Source organism: Paenibacillus sp. FSL R7-0333 (genome assembly GCF_038000365.1).
GTDB lineage: Bacteria > Bacillota > Bacilli > Paenibacillales > Paenibacillaceae > Paenibacillus_AQ > Paenibacillus_AQ silagei.
The window spans coordinates 6,648,666-6,665,071 of the sequence record NZ_JBBOBZ010000001.1; the positions used below are offsets into that span (position 1 = coordinate 6,648,666).

13 protein-coding genes are annotated in these 16,406 nt (G+C 53.9%); 3 read left to right on the forward strand and 10 right to left on the reverse strand.

Annotation, left to right across the window (positions count from 1 at the left end; genetic code table 11):
- Nucleotides 1-7: 7 nt before the first annotated feature.
- Nucleotides 8-943, reverse strand: a complete 936-nt coding sequence (locus tag MKY86_RS28370) for an ABC transporter ATP-binding protein (RefSeq protein ID WP_076080085.1) — start codon at nt 941-943, stop codon at nt 8-10.
- Between the two features lie 193 nt (nt 944-1,136).
- Between MKY86_RS28370 and MKY86_RS28375 the strand changes: the two genes are divergently transcribed.
- Together MKY86_RS28375 and MKY86_RS28380 are read left to right on the forward strand one after the other, a co-directional pair.
- Nucleotides 1,137-2,300 carry a histidine kinase gene (locus MKY86_RS28375; protein ID WP_083685295.1) on the forward strand — a complete coding sequence of 388 codons (1,164 nt, stop codon included), beginning with the start codon at nt 1,137-1,139 and terminating at the stop codon, nt 2,298-2,300.
- A gap of 616 nt (nt 2,301-2,916) precedes the next feature.
- Complete coding sequence (locus MKY86_RS28380; RefSeq protein WP_076080083.1) at nt 2,917-3,579, forward strand: response regulator transcription factor; 663 nt, start codon at nt 2,917-2,919, stop codon at nt 3,577-3,579.
- Between the two features lie 835 nt (nt 3,580-4,414).
- Here the strand turns inward: MKY86_RS28380 and MKY86_RS28385 are convergent.
- From MKY86_RS28385 to ftsE, 5 genes are all read right to left on the reverse strand, one after another.
- Entirely contained in the window at nt 4,415-5,761 is a 1,347-nt protein-coding gene (locus tag MKY86_RS28385; RefSeq protein ID WP_076080081.1) for a PDZ domain-containing protein, read from the reverse strand.
- A 419-nt stretch (nt 5,762-6,180) separates the two neighbouring features.
- The gene (locus MKY86_RS28390) at nt 6,181-7,647 is read right to left on the reverse strand and encodes a S41 family peptidase (protein WP_036721180.1); all 1,467 of its coding nucleotides are present in this window, start codon (nt 7,645-7,647) and stop codon (nt 6,181-6,183) included.
- A 242-nt stretch (nt 7,648-7,889) separates the two neighbouring features.
- Nucleotides 7,890-9,206, reverse strand: coding sequence for a murein hydrolase activator EnvC family protein (locus tag MKY86_RS28395; protein WP_076080080.1), 1,317 nt, complete (start codon nt 9,204-9,206; stop codon nt 7,890-7,892).
- A 43-nt stretch (nt 9,207-9,249) separates the two neighbouring features.
- Entirely contained in the window at nt 9,250-10,164 is a 915-nt protein-coding gene (gene ftsX, locus MKY86_RS28400; RefSeq protein ID WP_076080079.1) for a permease-like cell division protein FtsX, read from the reverse strand.
- Nucleotides 10,154-10,840: a cell division ATP-binding protein FtsE gene (gene ftsE, locus MKY86_RS28405; protein ID WP_036721184.1), complete on the reverse strand. Its 687-nt coding sequence runs from the start codon at nt 10,838-10,840 to the stop codon at nt 10,154-10,156. The genes ftsX and ftsE overlap by 11 nt, the downstream gene beginning before the upstream one ends.
- A gap of 190 nt (nt 10,841-11,030) precedes the next feature.
- Here ftsE and MKY86_RS28410 point away from each other — a divergent pair, with 190 nt between their 5' ends.
- Nucleotides 11,031-12,458, forward strand: coding sequence for a VanW family protein (locus MKY86_RS28410; RefSeq protein ID WP_076080078.1), 1,428 nt, complete (start codon nt 11,031-11,033; stop codon nt 12,456-12,458).
- Nucleotides 12,459-12,582: 124 nt separating this feature from the next.
- Here the strand turns inward: MKY86_RS28410 and MKY86_RS28415 are convergent, their stop codons facing one another.
- The 4 genes from MKY86_RS28415 to MKY86_RS28430 form a co-directional block, all read right to left on the reverse strand.
- Complete coding sequence (locus MKY86_RS28415; protein ID WP_076080077.1) at nt 12,583-13,188, reverse strand: DL-endopeptidase inhibitor IseA family protein; 606 nt, start codon at nt 13,186-13,188, stop codon at nt 12,583-12,585.
- A gap of 218 nt (nt 13,189-13,406) precedes the next feature.
- Complete coding sequence (locus MKY86_RS28420) at nt 13,407-14,015, reverse strand: type 4a pilus biogenesis protein PilO (RefSeq protein ID WP_076080076.1); 609 nt, start codon at nt 14,013-14,015, stop codon at nt 13,407-13,409.
- Nucleotides 14,002-15,600: a pilus assembly protein PilM gene (gene pilM, locus MKY86_RS28425; RefSeq protein ID WP_076080075.1), complete on the reverse strand. Its 1,599-nt coding sequence runs from the start codon at nt 15,598-15,600 to the stop codon at nt 14,002-14,004. The genes MKY86_RS28420 and pilM overlap by 14 nt, the downstream gene beginning before the upstream one ends.
- Nucleotides 15,601-15,615: 15 nt before the next feature.
- Nucleotides 15,616-16,365 (reverse strand): prepilin peptidase, encoded by a 750-nt coding sequence (locus tag MKY86_RS28430; RefSeq protein ID WP_076080074.1) that lies wholly within the window; start codon nt 16,363-16,365, stop codon nt 15,616-15,618.
- Nucleotides 16,366-16,406: the final 41 nt, after the last annotated feature.

Here is a 16,406-nt window from a genome sequence, read left to right on the forward strand (position 1 = left end):
CCCCTCTCTAATCCCGCAAGGTGCGGCCGGTCAGACTAAGGAACAAGGTCTCCAGATCCGGCTCTTCAATATTCAGGGAGGCAATGACCCCTTCGTGCTTGGAGAAAATAAACAAAATATCCTGGAGCGCACTTTGCGAGGAGGGAAGATACAGCTCTATCGCATCCTGCACCGCTTCTACCCGGTTGATCCGGGGATGCTGCCCCAGCTCGTTCACTAAGGCAGGGGTGATGCCCGCTGCCTTCACAACGATTTTCTCCTCGTGGGCCACCCGTTCGCGCAGCTCATTCTCCGTACCGCAGGCAATAATATGCCCCTGGTCCATAATGGCCACCCGGTCACAGATCGCAGCGACCTCCTCCATATAATGGCTGGTGTAGATCACCGACGACCCCATCTTATTCAAAGCCTTCACGGATTCCAGAATATGATTGCGTGACTGCGGATCAATGCCTACTGTGGGTTCATCCATAATAATCAGGCGCGGACGGTGCATGATGGCACAGGCGATATTCAGCCGTCTTTTCATCCCTCCCGAGAAGGTTGACGGTTTATCCCTCGCCCGGTCGCTTAGGCCGGTGAACTCCAGCGCCTCTTGGGTCCGCTCCTTCAGCAGTTGTCCGCGCAGCCCATAGAGTCTGCCGAAAAAGCTTACATTATCACTTGCCGTCATATTCTCATATAACGCCAGCTCCTGGGGCACAAGCCCGATGCGCTTCTTCACCTCAAGCGGCCGCTCCCTTACAGACAGCCCGTCGATAATAATATCGCCGCTGTCGGCCTGAAGCAGCCCGCAGATCATGCTGATGGTCGTGCTTTTCCCGGCACCGTTCGGGCCCAGCAGGCCGAAGATTTCACCCTCCTGTATATTGAAATTCACGTGATCCACAATCAGCTTACCGTCATATCTCTTCACAACATCGCTCAGTACTGCTAGTGCCATTGCCGATGCCCCCTGTTCCTTCATTCTCGTATTCTTATTGTACAGTAGGGCGGACACAGCCGGAGGTACTAAAGGTCATGATCCAGAGGTGACGAAAGTCATCTCCTGAAGGGCAGCACTCTTATGCTAAGATGGTTATACCTGAGAGATTGTTGGCCGATTAGGGATATTTTATCTAAAAGGATGAGCTTACTTGACCAGAGAACTGATACTGCTGCGCTACAGCCTGCTTATAATCCCGGCGATCCTCTCCATTCAAGTCTATGAATTCGCGGACTATGACTGGTTCACTCTGCATTTCATGCTGCTGATGCTGCTGGTCACACTGGGTGCAAGGCAATCCTGGCCTCTCTCCACACTGACCGGAGGCATGGAGCTGATCCTCACCGCCTGGCTTTGTTACGAATACGGGCCTCTGATGGTTTTTCCGGCCTTGTCTGCGGTGATCTCCTATACCCGGCGGCAACCCAAGAATACGGCCCTCACCTTCTTCTGTATTCATCTGGCCTTGCTGAATGCCGCCCTGCTTCATGCGGCTCCGGCAGTGCTTGTGTTCACGAACCTCACCTTTCTGCTGTGCGCCGGCTTGAATCTGCTGCTGCTCCGGGCAGGACGCGGGCGGGCCGATACCTTATTTCTTTATGATGAGCTGCGCAAAAAGCATTTTGAGCTGGAAGAGGCCCGCGCAAGGCTGCTCCAATTCACCTCGCACATAGAGGTGGCTGCGCAGGCAGAAGAACGGGTGCGGATCGCCCGCCAGCTGCATGATGACATCGGCCACCGGCTGATCCGGGTCAAGATGATGACCGAAGCGGCCATTCACACCCTCCCTGCCGCACCGGAAACGGGACTCCAGATGATGAACCAGATCCGGGATCAGCTCTCGGGCAGTATGGATGATATGCGTGCGGCGCTGAAGCGGATTAACCCTGCTCCGCAGCTTGAAGGAGCCTATGCGCTGGACCGGCTGCTGGAAGAAGTGGGCCGCGATACAGGTATTGCCACCTCCTATACGGTGCAAGGGATTCCTTATCCGCTCTATCCGAGCCTTCAGGTTGTGCTGTACACCAATGCCCGGGAGGCCATCACCAATGCGCTGCGGCACGGGCAGGCCAGCTCCGTATGGGTGGAGGTCACCTACACAGAGCATGAGGTGCGGATGGAGACCGGCAATAACGGGAAGCTGCCCGAGGAGGAGGCTCTGCACAAGCTGCACCATACTGGCGGAATGGGCCTAAAAGGCATGCACGAACGCTGCGCCCTGATTGGTGGAACGCTGGAGCTGCGGCTGCAGCCGCAGTTCTCGGTCATCACCCGGCTGCCCGTGTATCGGCAGCCGGAGGGAGTACCGCGCTGAATAGGGGAGTGGGGGCAAGGGTGAGAGTGAGGCTGTGGGAAGCTGGCTATCGCCATGGCGTACATATAACTGACGGGGAACTGATGGGAAGGCGGATTGAGATACAGGTGTTATATGCTAACAACTTGTGGATCTGGGGGGAACTGCTCCCTCTCTGGCAGAAGCAAGTGGAAAAACGTATCTTAATTTCACTGTTTCTGATGTTTCCAGGGTATTAGTTGGAAAAACAGCATCTACTGTCGATGATTTTTCTGCTGCGGGGCAGATTGGGAACAATTAAGTGTTGTTTGTCCAACTGTTGTCCCCAGAGAGGCCACTCGTTGAACAGCAAATGCTCAAAATCCAACTATTTTCCCCACGCCAGAACATCGGCAGACTGATCCGCTGTCCAACTGTTCGCTCACACCAAAGCATTGGCAAACTAGTCAGTTCTTCAACTACCCCACGCCATAACATCAGCAGACTGATCCGCTGTCCAACTGTAACGCATGCCGCATCCCCCAACTTCCTATTTTAGTCTTATAAGAGATGGAGGCAACCGGGGAGTTTGCATACACACATCAACTTAGCCGGGGACGGGCAGCGGAAGAACATTTATAGATAGAGGTGCTGATTAATGATTAGCGTATTGATTGTTGACGACGATTCATTCATCCGTGAGAGCCTGAAGGTACTGATCGGGCTGGATGCCGGTATCGAAGTGGCCGGAACCGCAGGGGATGGCCGGGAGGCCCTCTCCTTGCTGGGGGAGCTGCCCGGCGGAGCGGATGTTGTACTCATGGATATCCGGATGCCGGGATGTGACGGGGTGGAAGGCACAGGGCTGATCAAAAAAACTTATCCGGCCGTAGCCGTCCTGATGCTGACCACCTTCGATGATGACGAGTATATCATTGAGGCTCTGCGCGCCGGAGCCAGCGGATATCTGCTCAAGAACATCCCGCCGGACCGGATCATTCAAGGCATCAAGACCGTACATGAGGGCAATATGCTCATTCATCCCGAGATTGCCCGCAAGCTGGCGGGCTTCCTCCAGCCATCCGCGCGTCAGGAAGCCCCCGAGGCTCAGCCGCTTGCTTCCTATGGCCTGACCAAATCCGAGCAGGCCGTCGTCACCTCCATTGCAGAGGGGCTCACCAACAAGGAAATCGCCGCCAAGCTGTTCCTGAGCGAAGGCACCGTCAAAAACTATATCACCGACATCCTCAGCAAGCTCGGCGTACGCGACCGTACACAGATTGCGATTCTGTATCTGAAACGTACGCAGGGGAACCCTTGAGCCACTGACAAGCATATCCAGGATAAGGCACTGAATTCCTAACAGGTGATAGACAGCTGGTGCCTTATCGCTTTCTGTTAACAAATATCCAGCCCATATGCCTTTTTGGCCACACCCTGTAGCCGGTTTTCGTATACGTTCTGAAGTGCCTCTTCCTTTCATGGTGGCGCTCCGCCTGTCTCTCGCCAATTCTGAGCGTTTCCTCTCACGGAACGCTTGTATGAATCGCATTGTTGCACATTTTGCAGGATTCTTCTAAAAATGTTACGGGCTACGGGTACATTGTTGCATCATTTGCAGGAATTCTGGTGCTTAGTGCGACTAAGCGTTGGATTTGTTGCATTTCATGCAGGATTTCAGCCTCGGCCGCTTCTATTGAGCAGTATTCCTGCACTTCTTGCAGGATTTCTCTACAATGTTGCGGGCTGCGGCGCATGGGGCGCATCCCTCTTCGCAGCGGCACCGATTGCGTTCGGTTTTTCGCATATATGAGGTCCACAAGCCCCCATGGTTGCGCATTGTATTCGGTTTTCCGCATACATTTGGCCCAGGTGCCTTCTCGTCAGCGATTGTGTTCGGTTTTTCGAGTTCATTGCCACATTTAGAGCAGCGGCTGCCGATTGTGTTCGGTTTTTCGCATATATCAGGTCCACAAGCCCCCATGGTTGCGCATTGTATTTAGTTTTCCGCATACATTTGGCTCAGGTGCCTCACATCATTTCCTTAACAAATATACAAGGCCCGTTCCCCCTGAACATAGTTCAGAAAGAACGGGCCTCTTTATGCTTCCGTACCAGCAGCCGCTGGGGGAACCAATTACGTTGATAATTATCCGTCAGACGCCGGCAGATTCCTGCTTGGCCTCTGCCGGCGGCGTCTGTTTGGCCTCCGCAGGCGGTGTCTTCTTCGCCCGGCCCAGCCGGTCGCCCTGCACTCCCCGCTGCCGGATGCCTGTCCGCATCCCGATGATGCTGAAGATGCTGGACGGCTTGGTCTCTGCGGTGATGCCCCCGTCCGGGTCCGGCACCAGAATGATGCCGAGCTGATGATGGTCCCCCGCATAGATCGCGCGCTGCAGATACTTGCTCTCGCCTTCGCGGTTCTGCACCTCCAGCTTGCAGAACGCGGGGTTCATGCGCAGCGCCTCATGCAGCTGCGCCGCGCTGGTCAACAGGACCCCGTTGACCTTCAGCAAGATCTCGCCGGGCAGGATGCCCAGCTCCTGCGCGGGGCTGCCCTGCAGCACGGCCAGCACCTTGCGGCCGGCCGGGGGATGCACGAAGACGGGGCTAAGGCTGCGCTCCTCCAGAGCGCTGTACCAGCTTAACCCTTCGTGCAGCAGAATGGCCGCGAGCGCCGCGACGACCGTCAGCGGGCTCCATAGGTCCGCAAGCAGGCTGAGGCCGAGCAGGACGGCGCTGTAAATCAGCAGCCGTCCGAACGTACGGGCCGCCTTGCGTCCGGGCAGCATGCCCTGGGTCATCTCGCTGAAGCCGATGATGACCGGCAGCGAGACCAGGCCGAGGCCCCCGCCCAGCAGCGGATGCCACGGCAGCTCACCGATTCCCGTGCCTGCGGGAATCAGCACGAACAGCGGCAGCGGCCAGAAGGCCTGCAGCTGGTAGCCGCCCACCACCTTGCCGCGCTTGCCGGCAAGGAACAACGGCGTCGCCAGCCGGGGCCCCTGCCAGCGCGCCAGCAGCGCCTCGGCCACGTGGAGCAGCGCGGCGAGCGCCAGCAGCGCCGGGATGTCCATCTCCCGCACGGCATCCGCAACCGTTCGGGCGGCTCCGCTCTGCAGCGTCCCCGGGAAGAACGACAGTACAAACTGCACGATTCCAAGCGCGCCTATGGCATACGCAAAGCATAAATAACGCACCCGAAACAGCATTAAGACAAGGCTGACCACCCAGATACAGGCAACAGCCGTATAGGTCACTGATACTCCCAGTGCAACGGCCGCAAGGGAGACCACCAGTCCCATGAGTCCGCCAGTCCACACGGTCCGCCAGGTTTCCGGTCCCCAGCTATGCAGCTTCACATGAATAAGCTTCCGCTCCAGGGCTACCTGTCTGCGGTAATATAGGGCAATAAATAGAATAGCGATATAGTAATAGGGCTGAATCAGCAGATGAAGGACTGCTGTGCCCCAGCTGGTCAGCAGCTCCGGGAGTACATTCAACGGTTCGCACACTCCTTTTCATAGCCTATAGCAAATAGGGATTATCTGCACGCCAGCACAATGTATGCTGTTTTTCACATACATTTGGCCCATTCGCCTGCACGACAGCACAATGTATGCTGTTTTCCACATACATTTGGCCCATACGCCTGCACGCCAGCACAATGTATGCTGTTTTTCACATACATTTGGCCCGTACACCTGCACGCCAGCACAATGTATGCTGTTTTTCAAATGCATTTGGCCCGTACACCTGCACGCCAGCACAATGTATGCTGTTTTCCACATACATTTGGCCCGTACACCTGCACGCCAGCACAAAGTATGCTGTTTTTCACATACATTCGGGCCACAATTAAAACCAGAATTAAATGATAATATCCCATTCAAAGAAAAAAAGAAGGCTGAAATCAGCCCTCTTACTTGTTCGACGCCGCAGCCTTGATTTCCTTCTGAATTTCTTCGATCCCCTTATTCCGCTGATTGTCATTCACCGGATCCTGGATGACCTTGATCAGCGCCAGCTCCAGCGCTTCAGCGGTCTTGGCATCAATCGAGCCTGTCGATTTCAGCTTGGCTGCGCTCTGGAATTTCTTGACTGCTTCTTTGGTCCCGGCATCGAAATAGCCGTCCTTGCGGCCCGGCTTGTAGCCTAGCCCATCCAGCATCGTCTGTGCACTTTTGACATCTGCATTGTTCATATTATATTGCAGCGTAACGCTCTTGTTAATCGGCGCCACCGAGAAGTAATCCGGCTGGGCTACGGCGATATCCGGCTTAATGCCCTTGCCGTGAATCCAGGTGCCGTCAGGCGTCAGCCACTTGGCAATCGTAATCTTCAGCAGGCTTCCGTCACCGAGCTGCTCCTCGAAGCTGGTCTGCACGGTTCCTTTGCCGAACGAATTCTCTCCGATCAGCTTGGCTCCGGCAGATTGCTGCAGGGCTCCGGCCATAATCTCTGATGCGCTCGCGCTGCCCTTGTTCATCAGCACGACTACCGGATACTTCTTGCTTGATCCCTTGGAGGTGCTGATCTCGCGCCGCTTGTTCTTATCCTCCACCTGCACAATGGCTTTGCCGGAAGGTACGAACTGCTCAACCATCTCAATGACGACCGGCAGCACACCGCCCGGGTCATTGCGGACATCAATAACGAGTCCCTTCATGCCCTGCTTCTCCAGCTTCGTCAGCTCTTCCTTGAAGCGCTCCGAGGTGTTCTGTGAGAACTGCGTAACCTCGATCACACCGACATGCTCCTTCTCCATCTTCGCATAGACCGTCTCCAGTCTGACATCATCACGGGTGATGACGAATTGCAGCGGCTCCGCTGTTCCGGTCCGCTGGACCTTCAGGGTCGCCTTGCTTCCCTTGGGACCGCGGATTTTGGCTACAGCCGCATTCAGCTCCAGCCCTTCCAGCGATTCACCGTTCACGGAGAGGATCACATCCTTGGCTTGAATACCGGCCTTCTCTGCCGGTGAGCCCTTGATGGGCGAGACCACAACGACCTTACCGTTGTCGGAGGAGACTTCAGCGCCAATCCCCGAGAAGGAGCCTTCAATGCTCTCCTCGAACCGCTGTGCCGTCTCCTTGCCCATGTAATTCGAATACGGGTCGCCCAGTGCTTCCATCATTCCGTTGACCGCACCGTCAATCAGCTTCTCCCGGTCGACCTTCTCATAATAATTGCTCTCGATCAGGCTAAGAGCGGTCCCCAGCTTCTTCGATTCCTTCTCCTGTAGTCCGGCAGTCTGCAGGACCGTTGCCAGCCCTTCACCTGCGGCTTGTCCGAATACCTGCACATAACCGGTCACGCCCAGGGTCAGCAGACTGCCGCACAGCAGTGCCGCGACAATCATAAAGGCCGCAGTGCTTTTCTTTAACATGATGTTCCCACCGTCCCTTCTTGTCCATCTTAACACCAGCATGGGCCCGTTCCATGAGAAACGGCATCTCTTCCAGTATATGCCGCAGCACGAAAATATATTTATTTAATAATTTGAACTGAAGATTTTTATGTTTTAGGATTGGCCGTGACTCCAGAGAAGTTTTGGACTTCCCCTTAACTTAATTTTTTAGTTCAATCTATATAGTTCAGCCAAACTTATAATTTATCCGCTCAGTCTACTTACAGATAAGGCATAGGATTCACCGGTGTCCCGTTGATCCGCACTTCAAAATGCAGATGCGGGCCGGTTGAACGTCCCGTTGAGCCGGATTCTGCAATCGTCTGTCCGCGCTCGACACGATCTCCCCGCTTCACACGGAGGCCGCCTTCGCGAATGTGGCCGTACAGCGTCCATACCCCGCCGCCATGATCAATAATGACACAATATCCGTAACCGCTATACCACTCCGCTATCACAACTGTACCGGAGTCCGCCGCATGGATACTCGTACCCTGCGGCACGGCAAAGTCTATACCGGTATGCAGCTTGCCGACCTCATGCGTCACCGGATGGGTCCGGTAGCCAAAAGGAGAAGAGATCCGCGCGTAGCCCACCGGCCGCAGGTAAGGACCATCTCCACCGGAATAATCTTCTGCGCTCGCAACGGAGGAGCTGTCGCCGCCGGAAGACTTGGAGGCCTTCGCCTTCTCCGCCGCCTTGGCTGCGGCTACTGCCGCACGGCGTTGCGCTTCAGCCTTCGCTGCAGCCGCTCTGCGCGCCGCTTCCTCCGCCTTAATCTTGTCCTTCTGCGCTTCCAGCGCAGAGCGGCTGCTTGCCAGCTCTACCAGCTTAGCATCCTGTTCAGCAGAGATAACCTCCGAATTCTGAATCTCCTCATCATAATAAGCGATGAGCTCCTGCTTCTCCGCTTCCTTCTCCTTCAGCATACTGCGCTGGGCTTCCAGGTCGGTATAAAGCTGCTTCGCCGTGGCATATTGCCCTTCCAGCTCCTGCTTCTTGGCAATCACCGTCTGCTTGTCCAGCTTATGCTGCACCAGCAGATCCTGATCCTGATCCACGATCATCTTCAGGGAATCGGCCCGGTCCAGGAAGTCAGAGAAGCTGGTCGAGGACAGCAGCACATCCAGATAGGAGACTGCGCCATCCGTGTACATGAGACGGACACGGGATTCCAGCAACTTTTCACGGGAGGCCACGCGCGCCTCCGCATCATCCAGCTCCGTTGCCGTCACGGTAAGCGACTTCTCCGTGCTGGCAATTTTGCCGGATATCGTGGTCATCTCACCCTTCACCTGGGCAATCTGCCCCAGGACATAGTCCAGATTCAGCGTGGTCTTATTCTTATAGTGCTTAGCCTCCTGATTACGGGAGTCCGCCTTCTCCTGCGCCGCCTTGGCCGCCTGGACCTCCTGCTGCAGCTGCTTCAGCTGCTTATCAATTTCGGCAACGCTTGTTTTCTTCGCATACCCGTCAGAGGGCCCGAACATTGTGACAGCCAGCAATATTACGGCCATTCCGGCAGCAATTCTTTTCAACTTGCACTCTCCGTCCTTTGTTCAATAATGTGAATAATACAGGCTATACCTTCAAGAACTTGCGGATCGATACCGTGCTGCCCCATACGCCAATCAGCACCCCGAGGCCCACCAGCAGCCCGCACAGCAGCAACCAGATATTCTCAAACGGAATCAGCTGCAGCCCCAGCATCGGATCTCCCTTCACGGAAGCCACCAGACTGCTGTAACCGGCGTAGAGCGCACCCGAGGTTACCACTGAACCGATCAATCCGATCAGAGCACCTTCGATGAAGAAGGGCCAGCGGATGAAATAATTCGTCGCTCCCACAAGCTTCATAATGCCGATTTCCTTGCGGCGGGCGAGAATCGTTACCCGGATGGTATTCGAGATCAGGAACATCGACATCAGCGCCAGTCCCGCTACAAAAATAAACCCGATATTCCGCACCGCCTTGGTCACCTTGAATAAAGTCTCCACAGAGCCTTTCCCGTAGTTCACCTTGTAGATCGGCTGCTCTTCATGCGTCTTGTTCAGTGCTTCTATCTTCTCCGCTACAAACGGAACCGTGGTCGGCTCAATGACTTCAACGAGCAGCTTGTCCGGCAGCGGATTATTGTCTTCATCAAAGCCTTCCAGGAGTTCGGCGGCATCCGGCCCCATATCTTCACGGAATTCCTTCAAGCCCTGTTCTTTGGAGACGAACTCCACCTTGCTGACTTCCGGCATATTGCCGATTTCGTTTTCCAGCTTCTCCCGCATCTTCTGGTCCGTATTCAGCGTCAGATGCACATTGATCTGCACCTGGCTGTCTGCTTTGTCCGCAATTTGATTGACGTTGAGCACCAGCAGGATGAACACTCCGAGTACGAAGAGAGAGACAACGATGGAAGTGATGGACGCCACCGACATCCAGCCGTTGCGGAATACGTTTTTGAAGCCTTCCCGCAAATGCCGCAAGAAGGTTTTAAAACTCATAACCGTATTCCCCTCTCAATTGGTCTCTGACGATCGTTCCATTCTCAATCGCTAGCACCCGTTTGCGCATTTTGTTCACAATATCCCGGTTGTGGGTCGCCATAACGATCGTGGTACCGCGAAAATTAATCTCATCCAGCAGCTGCATAATGCCCCACGAGGTCTCCGGGTCCAGATTGCCGGTAGGCTCGTCCGCAATAATAACGGAAGGATTGTTGACGATGGCTCTGGCAATCGCGATCCGCTGCTGCTCCCCCCCTGAGAGCTGTGAGGGCTCACGCCCCGCCTTGCTGCGCAGTCCCACCAGATCGAGCACTTCATTCACACGCTTCTTGATAATCTTCTTCGGCGCCTCAATAACATCCATCGCAAAAGCTACATTCTCATACGCCGTCATCTTCGGCAGCAGCCGGAAATCCTGAAAGACCACACCGATATTGCGGCGCACATAAGGGATCTTACGGGGCTTCAGCTTGCCGATATTGAACCCGCCTACGGAGATCTGTCCTTTGGTCGGCGTTTCTTCTCTATAAATTAATTTCATGAACGTTGATTTCCCTGCGCCGGACGGTCCGACAATGTAGACGAACTCATTGCGGTCGATTTTGACCGATATTCCCTGCAATGCATGGGTCCCGTTAGCATAGGTCTTCCATACATCCTGCATCTCAATCATTTTCTCACTTCCCGATTCTGACATCTTCCGCCGGGCCACCGGGCCGGGGGAGCTTCCATAAACTGCATGATTATCGCAGGCGTATCTATTGTAACAAATCCATAACCCCTTGAGTACCCGAAAGTTTTACCGAATCCTTACATATACATAAAAACATCAGGTTTCGCCCCCATAGAAGGAGAGATTATTTATGAAAAAAATACACGCCGCTCTCATCGCGGGTTTCGGTCTGATGCTGGCCGGTTCGCTGGCTGCCGGAGGACTCCATCTATATGGCACCCAGCCTACCCTGCCCGCAAATACCGTTATCGCTGGCTGGGAGGTTGGCGGAATGAACATCGCTGACGTAACGGCCGGAATGAGTTCAAGACTTCAGACGCTCGAAGCTACTCCACTCATGCTGAAGGCAAAAAATAATGCCGGACTACAGGTCACCCTTAAGCAGGCAGGTGTGACCTATGAAGCCGGGGACTTCCTCCAGGCGCTGAAGACGCTGACGGACGGCACGCTGATGGAGCGGGTACAAGCCCGGCGCAGCTGGTCCGGCAGCTGGAATATGGAGATTCAGCTGCAGACTGCGCAGCTCAGAAGTCTTTTGAATCCCGAATGGGAAAAAGCCTCCTTCGGCGTTCCGGTCGATGCGGTCCGACGGATCACCGGAGATGACCGGGTCGTCTATACGCCGGGCACCTCCTCCTACGAGGTGGACTGGCAGGCGCTGGAGCTTGCGATGCAGGCGGCGGTGCCCACCCGGTTGGCCGCTGACGGCACACTTCAGGATCAGCAGATTCAGCTGGAGGTTCCCCTTGCCGTCAAGCAGCCGAAGATCACGCTACAGGCGCTCAAGGAACAGGGTATCGATCGCAAAATCGTCCAATTCAGCACCTCCCTCGGGGCCAGCGGCCCCGGGCGCAGCTTCAATGTGGAGGCGGCCGCCAAAGCTGTAAACGGCACGGTGCTGCCGCCGAATGCGGTTTTTGATTACGGAAAAGCAATCCAGAAGGCCCAGACCGAGTACGGCTTCCGCGAAGCCCCGGTCATCGTGAACGGCAAGCTCCAGCCCGGCACGGGCGGGGGGATCTGCCAGGTCTCCAGCACCCTGTATAATGCCGCGCTGCGCTCCGGGCTTGAGATCGTAGAGCGGCGCAACCACTCGCTTCCGGTCAGCTATCTGCCCAAGGGGCAGGACGCCACTTTTGCCGAGGGGTATATTAATTTCCGCTTCCGCAACAACACCGGCAAATATCTGATCATCAAATCCGAAGTCCAGGGGCGCACGCTGACCATCAAGCTGTTCGGCACGTTCCCGAAGAACGTCACCTATTCCGTTGAATCCAAAACCGTCGAGGTGCTGCCCCCTACGGATAAATATGTGAGCGATGCCTCGCTCCCCAAGGGCGGAACCCGGGTACTGCTTGCCGGCAAAACCGGCTATGTAGTTGAAACTTACATTACCCGCCATGTGGATGGCACAGCGGTAGAGAGAAATCTGCTCTCCCGCGATACCTATTACGCCCAGAAACGTGTCATTGCCATCAACCGCGGCGGGATGAGCAAATCCGATCAGCCCGAATCCCCGCGCAGACAACTGGTCGAGGACGGTGTGAAGGGGCGGTAACGTCCGGTTCGCCGAATCATCTGAAGTATGTACGGCAAGCAGAAACGGCTGTGCCCACCTTGTGACAAGGTCGGCACAGCCGTTATTTTATGAAGCGCTGGATGGAGCCTGAAGCCTCTGCTGCTTAGAAAAGGGTATCCGGCGACATATCAATTCTCCAGTAACCGTTAACCTTCTTCAGCTTCACTGTTACTACTTCGGAAGACCCGTTCGCCCCTTCCGCAGGTACAGTCAATTCGAACACTGCCGCCTGTGCAGTCTTGGAGACCATCCGTGCAGTCGCTCTGGTGAAATCCAACGAGTTGCCCAGATCGGAATTGACCTGCGCCATTCTGCCCTCATGCTCCAGGAACTGTGTCTGTGCGTAGAAGGCGGCCGCATTATGCGTGAACCCCTTCTTGATATAGCTCATCAGCTGCTGCTTCGAGCCCAGATCACTGGACAGATAGCGGTACTCCTGTGCTTTATAAGTGAACAGCTCGGGGCTGAATACATTGCCTCCCCGGCTGGCATACGTATATAGCTTCTTGGCATGAACCACCAGCGGAACAACGCTCCGCTCAGTAAGATTGTTAATGGTCGCCGGCCCTTCCTTGCCCGGTGCAGACGCCGCAACCGTTCTTACGCCCTCAATACTTGCCACCGGTGAAGCCGCAAGCGCTCCGCCCCCTGCAGAGACAAGACCCAGTGATAATGCCAGTGAACCGATCATCCATTTTTTGTTCTTCATCTTGAACGCCTCCTCGTAATCCTGTGTGGTAGCCTGAAGCTTACTTCAGACTAAGCTGCTGCGATAAGTACTGTATAACATTACAATAGCCCGTAAGCTGTAATACCCAAACCACCCGGGGGTATAAACGGGTAATGGGGGAAAAGCGTAAAAAAACTCTGCCCTCCGTGTAAATGGGGGGCAGAGTTGGGGAGAGCGGAATGGGAAAAGGGTACAGCCTAATTACCAGACTTAGGTGCTGTAGCTTCAAAGTACGCGGTAAAAGACACATTAGCCGTCAGGATACTGCCCGGTTTACCCGGGGCAGAGAATTCATAGGGCTTCTGGAAGGAGAAGGAGTCTACAGCAAGGATTCGCGGCAGGTCATGAAGCTGCTTCAACCAATCCTTAATCTCTGCATAACTCCCTTGCACAATAGCAGCCATTTTGATCTCTCTCAAGCTGCCCGCTGTCTCGGGGCTGATCCCGGTCCAGGGGCTAATTTCGTTAGATTCTGTCAGCGAGAATCCGATATCCTTCAGTCTGGCATGTGAGCTGGTTCCAATCCGTTGTAAGGCCAGGATTAGTGCTTCGCTGTCATCTCCTTGCGGAATTCCTGCCAGTAGAGTATCCTCACTTGAATCTGTTCCCTGCTCCTCACTCTTAAGCTCGTTAATCTTATTTGTAAGAATTCCCTTCTCCTGCTCCAGCAATGAGAACTCATTATCTTGCATAGCAATATCGTTATTCACCGGGCGTATGGCGAACATATAGAAGCCAAACAAAATCAGGAACAGGACCAACAATGTCAGCACAATGGCTGAACGGAATTTATTAATTTGTTCCACTGCTGTCCTCCCCTCCTTCTGCCGGACTTTGGGCCTGTACACTTTGCTCCACTACAGGTGCCATGTTCACTCTGAAGACTGCGGTATATTTAGCAACAGAATTACCGGAATTCTCAGTGCCTTCTGTCAGCTTCTGAATGGAAGCCCCCTTGGAGAAAGACATCTGACGTAATGCAGTTAAGTAGACTGTACTATGCTCCATTGCCGTGAAATTCACTGACAGGATAATCTCGCTATGGTACGAATATTTAATATCTCTGATGACTCCGCCATAAGGAAGACTTGCCTCTAATTCATCCAGAACAGCAGCGGCATCTGCACGGCTTGCAGACATGGCTTCAATGATAACCGCACGGTCAAGCCCGCCGCCTGATGAGTTACGGCCGTTAAGTCCGGCTAACTCCGTCTGGAGCATGGCATTCTGATCCTGATAAGCTAATATCTGTTCGCCCCGCTCTGCATATTGTCCTTGAATAGATGCGTACAATATGCCCGAACCGACCACACCCAGAATCCATATTGCGGCTAAAGAGATAGCGATATACGGAAATACAATCGTCTCACGGTCTTCGCGGGGCAACAGGTTAATGTTCCGTATCTTGCTGTCACGAAGAGCAGCTCCGGCAGCGGTCCTGTAATCATTAAGACTGCTGTCCGGCTTCGCGCCTTGTGAGAATTGATTAACCGCAATCGGGGCAATAGCCATCTCAGGAAGCGCGGCTTGAAGTTCCTCCTGTAACTGTACACGCATCTCTGGAGATCCAGTAATTAAGATCTCTGAGATTCGCGTCGAGCCGTCATGCAGACTGTATTGATAGAAGCTGAGCATTCGGGAGATTTCCGCTGTAATTTCAACGACTTGCTCCGTAGTGAGGTGTTCTTGTGCCGCTACTGCAATCTCCGCTTCAGCAAGAAATGGTATGTTCTCTTGTAGATTTACATGCTTCTCTTGCGACAGATCGATCAGATCTATAGTTCTCATGAATACAGGATGACCACTACGGAACATATAAATATCCAGTAAAGATTGCTCCAGGTGAATCAGCATCGTTTCACTGAATTCATGTCCATACCCCGCTACAATACTTCGGGCAAGTGCAGTGGCCGTTACTTCTACCGTCCTCACCCGCAATCCGGCATCCTCCAGAACATCCACATAATCCTGAACTACCTTACGCGGTGCGGCAAAAAGGATTAACTGGCTTTGGTTCTCATCCTGTTCGGTAATTACATAATCATACACCGGATTCTCGAACGGAAGATGTAGTCCAGTTTCAACCTCCAGCTTCACAAGCTGTTCGATCTGCTTCTCGCCCGTACTCGGAATCATCATCTTGCGTACAATCATTTGCGATGGAGGGATCGAAACATCAACAGCGCTGCCACGCATCCCCTTTTGTTTGACCCATTGCTTCAACCGGTCGAGCAGAGCCTCCCTATCCGCTATCTGGTTCTCTACAATCATTCCTGAAAGCAGGGGAATGAACCGCTTTTTATGAATCTGCTTGTTGGCTTTGAAACTTATATAACGGATTCCTATCTGCTCAATAGAGATCCCCGCTGCTCTGTGCCTTAATCCAATCATGCTATATAGTTCCTCCTAACGAATGAGCGCAAGATACCCGCTGATAAGATGTGAGCCGTATGCGAAGGCAAGCAGCGCCCCTGCTGCCAGCCACGGGCCAAAGGGAATATGCTGTTTACGCTGAATTTTGCCTGTAAATAGCAAAGTGCCTCCAACCACAGTTCCTAACACACAGGCAAGCAGAAAGGCCAGGATCGTATTAGGGAACCCCAGCACCAGACCGAGCAATGCCATCAGCTTCGCATCCCCCATCCCCATGCCGCCGAACAAGACTAACAGCAACAAAATACCTCCGCCTGCGGCTGCTCCCAGCAGATGAGAGACTAGCGGACCCTCTGGAAAGAGCAGCACTACGACAGCGAGTACCGGGAGAAAGAACAGCAATACCTTGTCGGGAATTAACATAAACTTAAGATCAGACACCGTTACAATAACAGCCAGACTGACCAATAAGTATCCAATGATCCCCTTACCCGTCAGACCGAATTGGAGGTAAATCCATAGAAACAGCAAGCCTGTGGTTGCCTCACCAAGCATATATAGCGGTGAGATTCTGATCCCGCAGTAACGACATCTTCCTCTATTCAACGAATAACTTAGTACAGGTATTAGATCCCATGATCTTAGCCGCGTATTGCAGCTTGGACAGTGTGAGGGCGGCCGCAGGAGCGATTCACCTGCCGGTATACGCAAGGCTACTACATTATAAAAAGAGCCCAGAATCAGGCCGGTAAGCGTGATGTAACTGGCTACAATAATCGTCATGGTTTAACGGTCCTGTCTGGTGAATTTTAAAAAAGGAATCG

Excerpts from the sequence above, each read along its gene's own strand:
- MKY86_RS28370 (WP_076080085.1), bottom strand. The coding sequence starts at position 943 with ATGGCACTAGCAGTACTGAGCGATGTTGTGAAGAGATATGACGGTAAG.
- MKY86_RS28380 (WP_076080083.1), top strand. The coding sequence starts at position 2,917 with ATGATTAGCGTATTGATTGTTGACGACGATTCATTCATCCGTGAGAGC.
- MKY86_RS28390 (WP_036721180.1), bottom strand. The coding sequence starts at position 7,647 with ATGTTAAAGAAAAGCACTGCGGCCTTTATGATTGTCGCGGCACTGCTG.
- ftsX (WP_076080079.1), bottom strand. The coding sequence starts at position 10,164 with ATGAGTTTTAAAACCTTCTTGCGGCATTTGCGGGAAGGCTTCAAAAAC.
- ftsE (WP_036721184.1), bottom strand. The coding sequence starts at position 10,840 with ATGATTGAGATGCAGGATGTATGGAAGACCTATGCTAACGGGACCCAT.
- MKY86_RS28410 (WP_076080078.1), top strand. The coding sequence starts at position 11,031 with ATGAAAAAAATACACGCCGCTCTCATCGCGGGTTTCGGTCTGATGCTG.
- MKY86_RS28415 (WP_076080077.1), bottom strand. The coding sequence starts at position 13,188 with ATGAAGAACAAAAAATGGATGATCGGTTCACTGGCATTATCACTGGGT.
- pilM (WP_076080075.1), bottom strand. The coding sequence starts at position 15,600 with ATGATTGGATTAAGGCACAGAGCAGCGGGGATCTCTATTGAGCAGATA.
- MKY86_RS28430 (WP_076080074.1), bottom strand. The coding sequence starts at position 16,365 with ATGACGATTATTGTAGCCAGTTACATCACGCTTACCGGCCTGATTCTG.